The sequence below is a fragment of the Klebsiella sp. GW_Kp182 genome, from assembly GCF_040062275.1.
Classification (GTDB): domain Bacteria; phylum Pseudomonadota; class Gammaproteobacteria; order Enterobacterales; family Enterobacteriaceae; genus Klebsiella; species Klebsiella michiganensis.
Genome location: NZ_JBEAFQ010000049.1, coordinates 1 through 14,237, shown reverse-complemented (window position 1 = coordinate 14,237; position 14,237 = coordinate 1). Strand labels below are relative to the sequence as shown.

Below are 14,237 nucleotides of genomic sequence, written 5' to 3'. Positions count from 1 at the left end.
ACAAAAGATTCTTTAAAGTCACTTTTGCAACTAATGTGCCAGATAAAGCGCCGCGCATCGGGTTAGCCCGCCGTTTGGCTAAGCGAACGTAAAACAAGGGAAATTGAGGAATTAAGAGGGAACGACCGCGCGTTCCCCCATTATTTGATCGCACCAAAACCATGCAAAGCACCACGCTGGCGCCCCATTATCGTTGTTCCAGCTCGTCCAGCTGCTGATAAAGGGTGGCGATGTCGTGAATGCGCGGGCGGCCTTTATCGAGAATTTCGTGCAGAAAGGCGTTCGACAGCAGATTGATCAGGCTATTGACCGAGGCGTAGCTGTCGTAGGCCGATACGCTATCCAGCGGCGCGCAGAGCCGCCAGCGCGCCAGCGGAAACAGGCCGTGGGCCTGCGGCTCGCACATCAGCAGCGCCGGAATGCCGCTGCTCTGCAGCTGCTGCAGCAGCGGGCGAATAATTCGCGGGCGGCGGCGGAACGCCATTACCACCACCAGATCGTCGGCGGTTAAGTCCACCAGCTCTTCGCTTAAGCTTTGTCCCGGCTGCGGCAGCACCAGCACCTGCCCGCGCGCCTGCAGGAGCTGCTGGCGCAGATGCAGCGCCGCCGGATAAGCATTGCGCATGCCGATAATCACGATACGCCTGGCGCTCACCAGCGCCTGAATCGCCTCGGCGAACTGCTGGACATCAAGGGCGTTAACCCACTGGGTCAGGTTGGCCATCTCCTGTTTATAGTGGCGCGCCAGCAGCGTGTTGCCCTGCACCGCATCGCGATTATCGGTCAGCGGCATTCCGCTCTGGCGCAGGGTGCGCAGCTCATCGCGCATATCTTTATATTTTTCATAGCCCAGGCGCTTGAACAGCCGGCTGACCGTGGCTTTCGATACGCCGCTCAGCTGCGCCAGCTCGGCGCTGTTGTAGCTAATCAGGTCATCAAAATGATCGAAAATAAAATCCGCCACCCGCTGCTCCTGGGGCGATAATGACGGGTACTGCTCTTTCAGTCGTTCATCAAGCTGTTGCATAAGACCTCTGTAACTTTCGTTTCACCGCACTATACCGCTAACGCCTTTCATAATGCATGCCAGTTCGGCAAAAAACGCGCATCGTCGGCAGCGATTGAAACTTTACGTTCAGATATGGAACAGCTTTTGCAACCCTCTGCGGACATTTCGCTTAATTGAGGACACCCCATGCAAAGTCATGTTGCCGCCCGCGGGATGGCGGTTGCGCCCCATCATCTGGCCAGCCAGAGTGCGCTGGCGGTTCTGCGCGAAGGCGGAAGCGCTATAGAAGCGATGGTCGCCGCCGCTGCGGCCATCGCCGTGGTTTACCCGCATATGAACGGCCTCGGCGGCGATGGCTTCTGGCTTATCGTGCCCCCCGAGGGCGATCCCATCGCCATTGACGCCAGCGGCGCGGCGGGGTCGCTGGCGACGCCGCAGGCCTACGCCGGCCTCGCGCAGATCCCCCACCGCGGACCGCAGGCGGCCCTGACCGTGGCGGGCACCGTCAGCGGCTGGGACGAAGCACTGAAGGTGTCGCGGGAGTTAACCGGGAAATCGCTACCGCTGACGCGTCTGCTGGAAGATGCCATCGGCTACGCCGCCGGCGGTATCCCGGTGACCGCCTCGCAGGCCAGCGCGACCGCCGATAAATTCAGCGAACTGCGCGACCAGCCCGGCTTCGCCGAAACCTTTCTGGTGGACGGCCAGCCGCCGAAGGCCGGGAGCCGCTTTTTGCAGCCGGCGCTGGCGAACACCCTGCGCCGATTAACCGAAGACGGTTTAGACAGCTTCTATCGCGGCCCGCTGGCGGAGCAGCTGGCCCGCGGTATGGAAAAGTACGGGCTGCCCGTCACCCTGAAAGACCTGCGGCAGCATCGCGCTCGCCGCCCCCAGCCGCTCAGGCTGGCGCACCGGCACGGCGAATTGTGGAACCTCGCGCCGCCGACCCAGGGGCTGGTTTCGCTGGCGATCCTCGGCATCACCGACAGGCTGGCGATGGCCGATGCCGACGATGCGATGACCGTCCACCGAATTGTGGAGGCGACCAAGCTGGCCTTCGGCCTGCGCGACGCGCATATCACCGATCCCCGCCACCTTGATGTCGATATCCAGAGCCTGCTGGCGCCGGCGGCGCTGCAGCCGCTGGCGGAGAATATCGACGACCAGCGGGCGGCCCCGTGGGGCGCGGGCAAAGGCCCGGGCGACACCGTATGGATGGGGGTTATCGATAAAAGCGGGCTGGCGGTCTCCTTTATCCAAAGCCTGTACCACGAGTTCGGCAGCGGCGTGGTGCTGCCGGAAAGCGGCATTGTCTGGCAGAACCGCGGGGCATCGTTCAGCCTCGACCCGCGCCACCTGCTGGCGCTGGCGCCCGGCAAGCAGCCGTTTCACACCCTCAACCCCGCCGCCGCAAGGCTGAACGATGGCCGGGTGATGGTGTACGGATCCATGGGCGGCGACGGCCAGCCGCAAACTCAGGCCGCTATTTTCACCCGCTACGTCATGCAAAACGTGCCGCTACAGGAGAGCATCACCCGGCCGCGCTGGCTGCTGGGGCGTACCTGGGGGCAGACTTCCGACTCGCTCAAGCTGGAGGGCCGCTTCAGCGCCGAAAGCGTTGCCCGCCTGCGTCAGCTGGGGCACGACGTTGACGTGCTGGCCGATTTTAGCGAAGCCATGGGCCACGCCGGGGCGATTGTACGCCATCCCAACGGCCTGTTTGAGGGGGCCAGCGATCCGCGCAGCAACGGCTCCGCCGCCGGTTATTAGGAGCTGATGATGAACACACCGCACAATGAATGGGACGCTTACCTCACACAAATGGAACAGCTGCTGGCGCTGGAGCTGGACGATGCGCGGCGCGCAGAGCTCAGGATGCAGTTTAGCCGCATTGCCGCCATGGCCGGGCCGCTGCTGGCCTTTCCCCTCGACGATCGCGTCGAAATCGCCGGAGTCTATAAAGCATGAAGCTACCTGAAATGACGATTCACGAAATCCAGCGCGCGCTGGCCGCCGGCGAGCTCAGCGCCAAAGAGATCGCCCGCCACACCCTGGAGAACATCGCCCGCGTTAACCCGCAGATCAACGCCTGGACCCACGTCAGCGAAAAGCGCATGCTCGCTGAGGCGGAGAATATCGATACCCTGCGGCGGGAAAAAAAGCCCCTGCCCGCGCTGGCAGGCGTTCCCTACGCGGTGAAAAATCTGTTCGATGTCGCCGGCCATACCACCCTTGCCGGGGCGCAGCTGCTGAGCGATCGCCCCGCCGCCGCCGCCGACAGCTGGGCGGTGCGCCAGCTGCATAGCGCGGGCGCTCTGCTCTCCGGGATGCTGAATATGGATGCCTACGCCTACGGTTTTACCACCGAGAACAGCCACTACGGGGCGACGCGTAACCCGCACGATCTTTCGCGGATCGCAGGCGGCTCCTCGGGCGGGTCGGCGGCGGCGGTGGCCGCCGGGCTGGTGAATTTCTCGCTGGGCAGCGATACCAACGGCTCCATTCGCGTCCCGGCCTCGCTGTGCGGGATCTTCGGCCTCAAGCCGACCTTTGGCCGTTTGTCGCGCTCCGGCAGCCATCCTTTCGTCGCCAGCCTCGACCATATCGGTCCGTTTGCCCGCTGCGTCAGCGACCTTTCGGCGGTCTACGATGCGCTGCAGGGTCGCGATCCGGGCGATGGTTTTCAGGCCGACAAGGCCAGCGAGCGCACGGCTAATCTGCTGTCGCGCGGTCTCGAAGGCCTGCGCTGTGCCACGCTCGTCGGTTATTTTACGACATGGTGCGATAACGACGCCCGTGCGGCCGTCGCTCGCGTCGCCGGGGCGCTGGCGGCGCATGAGGCTGTGATTTTCCCGGAGGCGGAGCTGGCCCGCTCGGCGGCGTTTATTATCAGCGCCGCCGAGGGCGGAAATCAGTACCTGCCCGCGCTGCGTAGCCAGCCCGAACGTTTTGAGCCGAACTCCCGCGAGCGCCTGCTGGCGGGCGCGATGATCCCGTCGGCCTGGTATCTTCAGGCCCAGCGCTTCCGCCGCCACGCGCAGCAGGCGTTTAAAGCCCTGTTCGCCCATGCGGATGTGCTGATCGCCCCGGCCACGCCGTGCAGCGCGACGCTCATCGGCGCGCAGACCATGGAGATTAACGGCCAGCCGCTGCCGATTCGCGCCAGCATGGGGATGCTGACCCAGCCCATCTCCTTCCTTGGCCTGCCGGTGGTCACCGTGCCGCTGCGTACGGCGAACGGTCAGCCGATTGGCCTGCAGCTGATTGCCGCGCCTTTTAATGAACAAGCCTGTCTGCGCGCGGCGCGGGCGCTGGAAGAGATGGGCATTACCGACGCCCGCCCGGTGGAGATAGCAGCATGATGACGCAAGAGCAGATTAATCGCCCGTTGGTTCTCGCGGAGGTGACGGCGGCGTTTTACCGCTATGAGGAAGCGCTGGTGAGCAACGATATCGCGGTGCTGGATGAGCTGTTCTGGCACGATAAGCGCACGGTGCGGCTGGGGGCCGGGGAAAATCTCTACGGTATCGACGAAATCCGCGCCTTTCGCGCCGCCCGCCCGGCCGCCGGCCTGCAGCGCGCGCTGCGGCACACCACCATCACCACCTTCGGCGAGGATTACGCGGTGTGCAGCACCGAATTCACCCGCGAAGGCAGCGAACGCATTGGCCGACAGCAGCAAACCTGGGTGCGCTTCCCCTGCGGCTGGCGCATCGTCGCCGCCCAGGTGAGTTTGATGAGTTAAGCCCCGCGCCTTTCCCGGTATCCCCCGGGTTGCGCTGCGCTTACCCGGGCTACGGGTCCTACCGGATTGCGGCCGTTTGCAGAGCTGTAGCCCGGGTAAGCCGCTTGCGGCGCGACCCGGGGAACGCCTTTACCCCCGGAACGGATGAACGTCGCGCCAGTGGTCGGCAATCTGCTGACGAGTGCAGACCCAAACCTGGTCGTGCTGCTGCACATAATCAAGGAAACGCTGCAGCGCGCGGAAGCGGCCCGGGCGCCCCAGCAGGCGGCAGTGCATCCCGATGGACATCATCTTCGGCGCGCAGGCCCCCTCGGCGTACAGCACATCGAAGCTGTCTTTCAAATAGGTGTAAAACTGCTCGGCGGTATTGAACCCCTGGGCGGTGGCAAAGCGCATATCGTTGGCGTCGAGGGTATAAGGTACGATCAGGTGCGGCTTACGCGTCCCGTCGCCGCAGGCCACCTCGCTCCAGAACGGCAGATCGTCGCCATAATAGTCGCTGTCGTAATCAAAACCGCCGTGCTCCACCACCAACTGGCGGGTATGGGGACTATCGCGCCCGGTATACCAGCCGGTGGGCGGTTTGCCAAACAGATCGGTTAACACCTGCACGGCTTTATGAAGATGCTCCCGCTCCTGCTCGATAGGCATATTCTGGTAGTGGATCCAGCGCCAGCCGTGGCTGACCACGTCATAGTTCGCCGACTTAATCGCCTCGACCACCTCGGGATGACGCGCCAGCGCCATGGCGACGCCAAACACGGTCAGCGGCAGTCCCCGCTGGCTGAACTCATTATGGATGCGCCAGAAACCGGCGCGGCTGCCGTACTCATACAGCGAATCCATCGACATATGCCGGTCAGGATAGCTGGCGGCGCCGATAATATCGGACAGAAACTGCTCAGAACCGGCATCGCCGTGCAGCACGTGGTTTTCCGAGCCCTCTTCGTAGTTCAGAACAAACTGCACGGCGATGCGCGCATTGTTCGGCCACCGCGCGTGCGGCGGCTGTCCACCGTAGCCGCGCAGGTCGCGCGGGTAATCGTCTGCCAAAAATGCCATCTGCTACCTCTTCATATTAAAAGGGATTTAATGCCTGAAATTTGCCGCTCAACGCCTTGGCTTCCGGAAACCCTAAATCGCCCTGCTTGCTGGTCGACAGGCCTAACGCCACCAGCGACTCAACCATTTTGACCGCCGCGCTGACGCCATCGATCACCGGCACGCGCAGCTCGCGGGTCAGCTCCTGGGCCAGCGTCGCCATCCCGCCGCAGCCCAGCACGATAGCCCCGCAGCCGTCCTCTTTTAGCGACTGGATACAGCGCGCTCGTACTTTCTCCTGCGCCAGACCGCTGCCGTCCTCCAGCGCCAGCACCGGTAAATCAATGGCGTGCAGGGCGGCGCAGTGGTCATGAAAACCATACTGGTGCAGCAGATGACGGGCGATGATCAGGGTGCGCGGCAGCGTGGTCACGATGGAAAAACGGGTGGCCACCAGCGTCGCCATATGCATCGCCGCTTCGGCAATCCCCACCACCGGCCCCTGCGCCAGCTCGCGCGCCGCCAGCAGCCCGGGGTCGCCAAAACAGGCGATCACGTGCCCGTCTACCCCCTGTTGACGACCGGCTTTGATCTGCTCCAGCACGCCCACGGCGGCGATGGCTTCATCAAAGTGGCCCTCTATCGACGGCACGCCCTCGCGGGGGCAGACCGCCAGAATCTCGGTTCCCGGCGCGGCAGCCGCCCGCGCGGCGGCGCCGATGGTTTCCGTCATAGCCAGGCTGGTGTTGGGGTTGATGACTTGTATACAAACAGCGGCCATTACGGCTCCTTATAGCCGGCAAACAGCCGGGCAAAATCGGGCAGAGTCACGCCAGAGCGCTCAAAACAGAGGCTGGCGACAATATGTTCAAAATGGTGGCTTAAGGCGTCGCTCAGGGGCTGGAGCGCCTTGTCGCGCAGCAGCTGGACAAGCTGTTCGTGATCGTCGCAGCGGCAGCCCTGACGCCACGGCGATCCCCACGCCGCGATAACCAAGGATGAACGCTGGCTCAGGCGGGTCACCATCTCGGTGAGCACCTGATTGCCGGAGATCGCCTGCAGCTGGATATGAAACTCGGCCGAATAGCGGATCGCCGCCGGGCCGTCATAGCGTTCATGCGCCTGCTGCTCCTGACGGATAATGGCCTCCAGCGCCGCCAGGTGCGGCGGCTGGCAGCGGGTCAGCACATCCGGCAGGTTGGCCACCTCCAGCAGCGCGCGGGTACGGAAGATCGCCTGCGCCTCTTCGACCGTTGGGCTGGCGACCTGTGCACCACGTTTGGGCGTCAGGGCGACCATTTGCACAGTCGCGAGTCGTTGCAGCACTTTTCTGATCCCGGTGCGGCTTACGCCAAACACCTCCGCCAGCGCCTCCTCCGGCAGTTTGCTCCCCGGCGGCAGCTGATGCTCGACGATCGCGGTCATCAGCGCCTGATAGATGGATTCGTCTTTATCCTGCAGCTCTGGCGCGGCCTGCAGACGATATTGGTTGCTCATTCACCACTCCGGTTTTTACTTTTTGATATCGGATCGTATACATAAAATTTAATTCTTGCATACAAAATTAACTGTTTTGGCCTGATTCCTGCAACAGCCTCGGCAATCCATTTAAACGGGTGTTCATTTACAGGAGCAGGTTTCATGCCAAATCAACAAAATACGCATCAGGTTAAGGCCGCTGATCCCCACGCTGGATACAGCCCACGGCTTTGCAATGAGGATCTGGCGCCGACGCGCGACCAGAACTGGAGCTGGTACAACATCTTTTCTTTCTGGATGTCGGACGTGCATAGCATGGGAGGCTACGTGGTGGCGGCGAGCTTCTTTACCCTTGGTCTTGCGAGCTGGCAGGTGCTGCTGTGCCTGCTGGTGGGGATTTGCATCGTTCAGCTGTGCGCTAACCTGGTGGCGAAGCCCAGCCAGATGGCGGGGGTGCCCTACGCGGTCATTTGCCGTCAGGCGTTTGGCGTCTTTGGGGCCAATATTCCGGCGGTGATCCGCGGGCTTATCGCCTTCGCGTGGTACGGCATTCAGACCTATCTCGCCGCCAACGCGCTGATGCTGGTGCTGCTGAAGTTCTGGCCCTCGCTGTCGACGCTCACCGCTTCCAGCTTCCTTGGCCTGTCGCATCTGGGCTGGCTCTGCTTCGCCACCATGTGGCTGCTGCAGGCGATGGTGTTCTGGCACGGGATGAACGCCATCAAGCGCTTTATCGATATCGCCGGCCCGGCGGTCTACGTGGTAATGCTGGCGCTGGCGGGATGGATTGTATACAAGACCGGTTTTGACGGGATCTCCTTTACCCTCGCCAGCAAATCGCTGAGCGCCGGGGAGCAGACCTGGCAGATGATCACCGCCACCGCGCTGGTGGTCTCCTACTTCTCCGGCCCGCTGCTCAACTTTGGCGATTTCTCGCGCTACGGCAAAAGCATGGGTGAGATCCGCCGCGGCAACCGCTGGGGCCTGCCGTTTAACTTCCTGCTGTTCTCCATCGTGACCGTGGTGATTGTCTCCGGCACGCAGTCGCTGTTTGGCCGCATGATCACCGACCCGATTGAGACCGTGAGCCGCGTGGGTAACGACCTGGCGGTCGCCATTGGCCTGCTGACCATGATCACCGCCACCATCGGGATTAATATCGTGGCCAACTTTGTCTCCCCGGCGTTCGATTTCTCTAACTGCTCGCCGCAGAAAATCAGCTTCCGCACCGGCGGGATGATTGCCGCCGTGGGATCGATTTTGCTGACGCCGTGGAACCTGTTTAACTCGCCGGAGCTGATCCACTACACCCTCGACGTGCTGGGGGCATTTATCGGCCCGCTGTTCGGTATCCTGATCGTGGACTTTTACATCATTAAGCGCGGCAAGGTTTCCGTTAACGACCTGTTCGACGACACGCCAAAAGGCCAGTACTGGTACCGCAACGGCTTTAACCCGAAAGCGATCGCCGCCCTGGTACCCTCCGTCGCGATTGGTCTGGTCATCAGCTTTATTCCGGCCCTGCACGAAGTGGCTAACTTTAGCTGGTTTATCGGCGTCTTCCTGAGCGGCGCGGCCTACCGCTGGATCGCCCGCGACGAGCGCGTCGGCGCCACCGCCGGCTTCAGCGCCCTCGCCCAGAAAGAGTAACCCGGCTTTCCCGCCGCGGCGTCACGTCGCGGCGGCTCTCCGCCTGCGCAAACTGGCATTAATCTTGCTCAATCAACCTATCCTTTCGCTAACCCACAGGGCAGCTATGATGTTTGACTACCATGCCGCGGTTCGCGGCGCATTTTTCGATATCGCCGGGGTTGCCGAGAGCGCCGACGATATCGCCCGCCAGGCGCGCTATCTGGAGGATGGCGTGTTGTTTCTTCGCGACGGACGCATTCAGGCGCTGCTGCCGTGGCAGGAGGGCGAACGCTTTCTGCACCCGCAGAAGGGCTATCGCGACCTGCGCGGTAAGCTACTGCTGCCGGGGTTTGTCGATGCCCACGTCCACTATCCGCAAACCGAGATGATCGGCGCATTTGGCGAGCAGCTGCTGGAGTGGCTCACCACTTATACCTTTCCCGTGGAGAGCCAGTTTGCCGATGCCGACTACGCCGCGGAGATCGCGCAGTTTTTTGTCAACCAGCTGCTGAGCCACGGCACCACCACCGCACTGGTTTTTTGTACGCTGCATCCGCAATCGGTGGATGCCCTGTTTAACGAAGCGCTGCGCCTGAATATGCGCCTGCTCGCCGGCAAAGTGATGATGGATCGCCACGCGCCGGACTACCTTAGCGAAAGCGCGGAGCAGAGCTACCGGCAAACCCGCGAACTGATTGAACGCTGGCACCGGCGCGGCCGCCTCGGCTATGCCATTACGCCGCGCTTCGCGCCGACCTCAACGCCGGAGCTGCTGGCCGCGGTGCGGCAGCTGCGGGAAGAGTTTCCCGATACCTGGCTGCACACCCATCTGAGCGAAAACCTCAACGAAGTGGCGTGGGTAAAAAGCCTGTGGCCGGAGCATGAGCACTATCTTGACGTCTACCATCACTATCGGCTGACCGGCGAGCGTAGCGTGTTTGCCCACGGCATTCACCTGGCGGACGCCGAGTGGCAGTGCCTGCACGAGACCGGCTCAGCGCTGGCCTTCTGCCCGACGTCAAACCTGTTTCTCGGCAGCGGGCTGTTTCGTTTACCGGCCTGCTGGCAGAACAAAGTGCGCATGGGCATCGGTAGCGATGTTGGCGCGGGCACCACGTTCAGTATGCTGCGCACCCTCGGCGAGGCGTATAAGGTCAGCCAGCTGCAAAGCTATCGCCTGCGCGCCAGCGAAGCCTTCTACCATGCGACCCTTGGCGGCGCGCGCGCACTGCGCCTTGACGAGAAGATTGGCAATTTCCAGCCCGGCAAAGAGGCCGATTTTGTGGTTATCGACCCGGCGGTCACGCCGCTGCAAAGGTTGCGCAGCGGGCGCTGCAAAGATATCTATGAACAGCTGTTCGTGCTGATGACCCTGGGCGATGAACGTAATATCAGCGAGACGTGGGTAAACGGCGAGCGCGTGTGGGGGGATGCGGCTGCGCAGTAGTCCCTTTCCCGGAGGCGGCACGTTGTGCCTGTCCGGGCTACCAGACCACAGACAGTGCCGAACTCGTAGCCCGGACAGGCGCGCAGCGCCGCCTCCGGGGAAATTTAGCTGCCGCGATAGGTGGACCAGCCGCCGGGGGCAATTAAAAACGGTAAATGATAGTGCTCGCCAGCCGCTTCGCGGATGACGAAATCAATCTGCGCGCTCAGGTAGAGCGTCTCGCGCCCGCTGGCGGCAAACCACTCGCCGATTTCCGCGCACAACCGGTAACGCCCCGGCGCCAGCGTCCCGGCGCCGAGTTCGCCAATGCGACCGTTATCATCGGTGACGCCGCGGGCAACCAGCGCGCCTTCGCGCTCCAGCGCAATCTTTACGCCCTGCGCCGGTCGGCCGGTGGAAATATCCAGAATATGGGTGCTTAAGGTACTCATTCGCCAATCGCTCCTTCCAGTCTTAATAGGGTGATTTCGCGCAGCTGCGCTAACGCGTCCTCGACTTCTGCGCGCTCGCTGTTTTGCAGGCGACGCGACAGCGCCGCCAGGATTTCATCCCCGCTGCGCCCTTTCGCGCGAATCAAAAAGACCCGGCCAAATCGCGCTTCGTAGCGGGCGTTGCCCTCTTTCAGCGCCTGCGCCAGCGCAGCATCGCGGTCATCAACGCTTCCCTGTTCCTGACGCGAGAGCGCCGCGTGCGCCTGAGACCCGGCGGGCTTTTCGCCGATACGCGGATGGGCGCTTAGCGCCTCGGTCAGCTCCGCTTCGCCCCACGCCGCCATCAGCCGCCGGGCGGCGCTGAGTAAATCAGCGCGGCTGCGCCAGGGCCGGCCGGCGGCCAGCGCCGCCGCCCAGCCGGAGATGGCCACGCAGGGTTCCAGCACGGCGACGGCATGTTCGCCGCTCAGCTGATTAAAGTGATTCAGCGCGATCATCGGTGCTCCTTGTGGCCGCCGCCGCGGCCGGTTTCTCTTCCGGAATAATCAGATTCAGGACAATCGCCACCAGCCCGCCGCTGGTCGCCGCGGAACCGAACAGGTTACCCACGATCGGCGGGAAGTGGGTCAGAAACGCCGGAACCGCTTCAATGCCGAGACCAAAACCGAAGGCCAGGCCAACGATCAGCATATCGCGACGGGTTAGCGGTTTCTGGGTGATAATGCGGATCCCCGCCGCCACAACGCAGCCAAACATCACCATCGTCGCGCCGCCCAGCACCGGCGCCGGGATCTGGCGCAGTATCTCGCCGAACGGCGGAAACAGGCCCAGCAGAATCAAAATCACCCCGATGTAGCGGCCAACGTAGCGGCTGGCGACGCCAGTCATCTGAATCACGCCGTTGTTTTGCGCAAAGGTGGTATTGGGGAACGCGCACAGCATCGCCGCCACCATGCAGCTTATGCCATCGGCAAGAATGCCGCCTTTCAGCCGCGAACGAAAGGCCTCGTCATCTATCGACTGCTGAGAGATCAGGCAATTGGCCGTCAGATCGCCTACCGCCTCAAGAATGCAGACCAGCGACACCAGCGCAATCGGCAGAAAAATCGCGCTGTTAAACTGAAAACCAAACGGGAACAGCTGCGGTAAGCGGAACCAGACATCGCCGACGCCTTTAAGCTGGAACGATCCGCTCAGCGCCGCCGCCGCGCAGCCGACGGCAATCCCCACCACCACCGAAGAGAGACGCAGCCAGCGGTTTTTCGCACAGCTCAGCAGGACGATGGTCCCCAGCGTGCCCGCGCCGAGGGCGATATTGCTCATGCTGGCAAACGCTTTAGCCTGCTCGCCGCCGCACCAGTTAATGACGCTGACTTTAATCAGGCTAATGCCGATCAGCGCAATCACGCTGCCGGTAATCACCGGAGTAAAAATGCGCTTCAGCGGTTCAATAAAGCGGCTGACGAGACAGGGCACCAGCGCGGCGACAACGTTGACGCCAAACAGCATGGCCATAATATCCTGCGGCGTGCCGCCCTGCCCTTTTACCCACATACCGCCAGCAATGGCGACGCCGAGGAACGCAAAGCTGGTCCCCTGCATACAGATCATGCCCGCGCCGATCCCCCACAGGCGGTTGGATTGCAGGAAGGTCCCGATGCCGGAAGCCAGCAGGGACATGCTGATCAAATAGGGCAGCCACTCCCCCAGCCCCAGCGCCGCGCCGATAATCAGCGGCGGCGTAATAATGCCTACCAGCCCGGCGAGTACGTGCTGTAAGGCGCTAAAAAAAGCCGGGAGCGGCGGGATCCGCTGCTCAAGGCCGTACAGTAAGCCGCCGTTTTTTTCATCTGACATGGTCGTTTCATCCCGTTGCGAATAAGCGTGCGGGAACGGGTGCACAAAACAGGCCAAACTCGCTCACATTTGCGCAACATTTAATTTTATTCCGTTTTTTCAAGCAGATAACCCATCATTTTTGCCAGTTCCCTGGCGTCTGACCTCGGCAAGACAATGAAACATTAGATTCTCAATTACAAATTTAGAAATTATTGATTCATAAAAAGGCAATAAAACCCGCTCTGCGCACCAGCGTTGTGCAACCGCACGGTCGCGGGGAGCCCGAATCGGCGAAATCAGCGCCTGCGCCAAAGTGGTACGCAAATTGCTCAAGCCAATAACGACGTATGTAAAGGAGAAGCAAATGAAAGCATTAGTTATCGGCGGCGGAATCGGCGGCCTGAGCGCGGCGGTGGCATTAAAAAATGCAGGTATCCACTGCGAAGTCTTTGAAGCGGTGAAAGAAATCAAGCCGGTGGGCGCGGCTATCTCCATCTGGCCTAACGGCGTTAAGTGCATGAAGCATTTAGGCATGGGGGATATTATCGAGAGTTACGGCGGCCCCATGTATTTTCTGGCTTACAAGGATTATCTGCGCGGGGAGACTCTGACGCAGTTCAGCCTAGCGCCGCTGGTGGCGCGCACCGGCGGCCGTCCCTGTCCGGTTTCCCGCGCCGAGCTACAGCGCGAGATGCTCAACTTCTGGGGGCGCGACGCCGTGCAGTTTGGTAAACGCGTCACCCGCTGCGAAGAAAACGCCGACGGGGTTCGCGTCTGGTTTACCGACGGGTCGATGGCTGAAGGCGATTTTCTGATTGCCGCCGACGGTAGCCATTCGGCGCTGCGCCCGTACGTGCTCGGCTATACCCCTGAGCGCCGCTACGCGGGCTACGTTAACTGGAACGGTCTGGTGGAAATTGATGAGGCGATTGCGCCGGGCAACCAGTGGACCACCTTCGTTGGCGAGGGGAAACGGGTGTCGCTGATGCCGGTCTCCGATGGACGGTTTTACTTTTTCTTTGATGTTCCGCTCCCGGCGGGGCTGGCCGAGGATCGCAGCACCCTGCGGGCGGATCTCAGCCGCTACTTCAGCGGCTGGTCGCCGCAGGTGCAGAAGCTGATTGCCGCCCTCGACCCGCAGACCACTAACCGCATTGAAATCCATGATATCGAGCCGTTTGAACGGCTGGTTCGCGGCAAGGTGGCGCTGCTGGGCGATGCCGGGCACAGCACCACGCCGGATATCGGCCAGGGCGGCTGCGCGGCGCTGGAGGATGCGGTGGTGCTGGGGGATCTGTTCCGCCAGAGCCGGGATATCACCGAGGTATTGCGCCAGTACGAAGCGCAGCGCTGCGACCGGGTCCGCGACCTGGTGCTGAAGGCGCGTAAGCGCTGCGATGTGACCCACGGTAAAGATATGGCGCTGACGGAAGCCTGGTATCAGGAGCTGAAATCCGAAACCGGGGAGCGGATTATCAACGGTCTGTGCGAAACCATTCAGGGCGGCCCGCTGGGGTAAAGATGCTGGCATCAGCCCCCTTCCCGGCTCGCAGACGCCAGGGAACCCGTAGCCCCGGTCAGCTCGTAGCCCGGCTAAGCGCAGCGCGAGCCGGG

Annotated in this window: 13 protein-coding genes and 1 pseudogene; 7 read left to right on the top strand and 7 right to left on the bottom strand. The window is 62.1% G+C overall.

All coding sequences use genetic code 11. The features are described from left to right. Nucleotides 1-187: 187 nt before the first annotated feature. On the bottom strand, nt 188-1,027 hold the full coding sequence (gene hpxU, locus ABLU88_RS21045; RefSeq protein ID WP_004849708.1) for a MurR/RpiR family transcriptional regulator HpxU: 840 nt from the start codon (nt 1,025-1,027) through the stop codon (nt 188-190). Between the two features lie 168 nt (nt 1,028-1,195). Here hpxU and hpxW point away from each other — a divergent pair, with 168 nt between their 5' ends. Genes hpxW through hpxZ form a run of 4 tightly spaced genes read left to right on the top strand, consistent with a single transcriptional unit; the run spans nt 1,196 to nt 4,754 of the window. Further along, nucleotides 1,196-2,779: an oxamate amidohydrolase gene (hpxW, locus tag ABLU88_RS21040; protein ID WP_348837843.1), complete on the top strand. Its 1,584-nt coding sequence runs from the start codon at nt 1,196-1,198 to the stop codon at nt 2,777-2,779. A 9-nt stretch (nt 2,780-2,788) separates the two neighbouring features. Next, the gene (hpxX, locus tag ABLU88_RS21035; RefSeq protein ID WP_047725089.1) at nt 2,789-2,977 is read left to right on the top strand and encodes an oxalurate catabolism protein HpxX; all 189 of its coding nucleotides are present in this window, start codon (nt 2,789-2,791) and stop codon (nt 2,975-2,977) included. Further along, a complete protein-coding gene (locus tag ABLU88_RS21030) occupies nt 2,974-4,371 on the top strand; it encodes an AtzE family amidohydrolase (RefSeq protein WP_348837841.1) in 1,398 nt (465 codons plus the stop codon). Before hpxX ends, ABLU88_RS21030 begins: the two co-directional genes overlap by 4 nt. Continuing rightward, a complete protein-coding gene (gene hpxZ, locus ABLU88_RS21025; protein ID WP_009653539.1) occupies nt 4,368-4,754 on the top strand; it encodes an oxalurate catabolism protein HpxZ in 387 nt (128 codons plus the stop codon). Before ABLU88_RS21030 ends, hpxZ begins: the two co-directional genes overlap by 4 nt. 129 nt (nt 4,755-4,883) lie before the next feature. Here hpxZ and puuE read toward each other — a convergent pair whose 3' ends face one another. From puuE to ABLU88_RS21010, 3 genes and pseudogenes are all read right to left on the bottom strand, one after another. Then, the gene (gene puuE / locus ABLU88_RS21020; protein ID WP_064378458.1) at nt 4,884-5,816 is read right to left on the bottom strand and encodes an allantoinase PuuE; all 933 of its coding nucleotides are present in this window, start codon (nt 5,814-5,816) and stop codon (nt 4,884-4,886) included. After that, a pseudogene (locus ABLU88_RS21015) lies at nt 5,704-6,576 on the bottom strand (aspartate/glutamate racemase family protein); the annotation flags it as partial. The pseudogene ABLU88_RS21015 and the gene puuE, both read right to left, overlap by 113 nt. Continuing rightward, nucleotides 6,576-7,292, bottom strand: a complete 717-nt coding sequence (locus ABLU88_RS21010) for a GntR family transcriptional regulator (RefSeq protein WP_064378460.1) — start codon at nt 7,290-7,292, stop codon at nt 6,576-6,578. The gene ABLU88_RS21010 and the pseudogene ABLU88_RS21015, both read right to left, overlap by 1 nt. 144 nt (nt 7,293-7,436) lie before the next feature. On the opposite strand from ABLU88_RS21010, the gene ABLU88_RS21005 reads away from it, so the two are divergent. Both ABLU88_RS21005 and guaD read left to right on the top strand, forming a co-directional pair. Continuing rightward, on the top strand, nt 7,437-8,924 hold the full coding sequence (locus ABLU88_RS21005; protein ID WP_014228761.1) for an NCS1 family nucleobase:cation symporter-1: 1,488 nt from the start codon (nt 7,437-7,439) through the stop codon (nt 8,922-8,924). 109 nt (nt 8,925-9,033) lie between these two features. Then, entirely contained in the window at nt 9,034-10,353 is a 1,320-nt protein-coding gene (gene guaD / locus ABLU88_RS21000) for a guanine deaminase (RefSeq protein WP_025106222.1), read from the top strand. Nucleotides 10,354-10,457: 104 nt separating this feature from the next. Here the strand turns inward: guaD and uraH are convergent, their stop codons facing one another. The 3 genes from uraH to ABLU88_RS20985 are packed head-to-tail and all read right to left on the bottom strand — an operon-like array spanning nt 10,458 to nt 12,641. Further along, the gene (gene uraH / locus ABLU88_RS20995) at nt 10,458-10,784 is read right to left on the bottom strand and encodes a hydroxyisourate hydrolase (protein WP_025106221.1); all 327 of its coding nucleotides are present in this window, start codon (nt 10,782-10,784) and stop codon (nt 10,458-10,460) included. Beyond that, entirely contained in the window at nt 10,781-11,281 is a 501-nt protein-coding gene (gene uraD / locus ABLU88_RS20990; protein WP_038424292.1) for a 2-oxo-4-hydroxy-4-carboxy-5-ureidoimidazoline decarboxylase, read from the bottom strand. The genes uraH and uraD overlap by 4 nt, the downstream gene beginning before the upstream one ends. Then, entirely contained in the window at nt 11,259-12,641 is a 1,383-nt protein-coding gene (locus tag ABLU88_RS20985) for a nucleobase:cation symporter-2 family protein (RefSeq protein ID WP_014228757.1), read from the bottom strand. The genes uraD and ABLU88_RS20985 overlap by 23 nt, the downstream gene beginning before the upstream one ends. 346 nt (nt 12,642-12,987) lie before the next feature. On the opposite strand from ABLU88_RS20985, the gene hpxO reads away from it, so the two are divergent. Continuing rightward, entirely contained in the window at nt 12,988-14,142 is a 1,155-nt protein-coding gene (gene hpxO, locus ABLU88_RS20980; protein WP_046877434.1) for an FAD-dependent urate hydroxylase HpxO, read from the top strand. Nucleotides 14,143-14,237 lie beyond the last annotated feature (95 nt).

Excerpts from the sequence above, each read along its gene's own strand:
- hpxU (WP_004849708.1), bottom strand. The coding sequence starts at position 1,027 with ATGCAACAGCTTGATGAACGACTGAAAGAGCAGTACCCGTCATTATCG.
- hpxW (WP_348837843.1), top strand. The coding sequence starts at position 1,196 with ATGCAAAGTCATGTTGCCGCCCGCGGGATGGCGGTTGCGCCCCATCAT.
- hpxX (WP_047725089.1), top strand. The coding sequence starts at position 2,789 with ATGAACACACCGCACAATGAATGGGACGCTTACCTCACACAAATGGAA.
- ABLU88_RS21030 (WP_348837841.1), top strand. The coding sequence starts at position 2,974 with ATGAAGCTACCTGAAATGACGATTCACGAAATCCAGCGCGCGCTGGCC.
- hpxZ (WP_009653539.1), top strand. The coding sequence starts at position 4,368 with ATGATGACGCAAGAGCAGATTAATCGCCCGTTGGTTCTCGCGGAGGTG.
- puuE (WP_064378458.1), bottom strand. The coding sequence starts at position 5,816 with ATGGCATTTTTGGCAGACGATTACCCGCGCGACCTGCGCGGCTACGGT.
- ABLU88_RS21010 (WP_064378460.1), bottom strand. The coding sequence starts at position 7,292 with ATGAGCAACCAATATCGTCTGCAGGCCGCGCCAGAGCTGCAGGATAAA.
- ABLU88_RS21005 (WP_014228761.1), top strand. The coding sequence starts at position 7,437 with ATGCCAAATCAACAAAATACGCATCAGGTTAAGGCCGCTGATCCCCAC.
- guaD (WP_025106222.1), top strand. The coding sequence starts at position 9,034 with ATGTTTGACTACCATGCCGCGGTTCGCGGCGCATTTTTCGATATCGCC.
- uraH (WP_025106221.1), bottom strand. The coding sequence starts at position 10,784 with ATGAGTACCTTAAGCACCCATATTCTGGATATTTCCACCGGCCGACCG.
- uraD (WP_038424292.1), bottom strand. The coding sequence starts at position 11,281 with ATGATCGCGCTGAATCACTTTAATCAGCTGAGCGGCGAACATGCCGTC.
- ABLU88_RS20985 (WP_014228757.1), bottom strand. The coding sequence starts at position 12,641 with ATGTCAGATGAAAAAAACGGCGGCTTACTGTACGGCCTTGAGCAGCGG.
- hpxO (WP_046877434.1), top strand. The coding sequence starts at position 12,988 with ATGAAAGCATTAGTTATCGGCGGCGGAATCGGCGGCCTGAGCGCGGCG.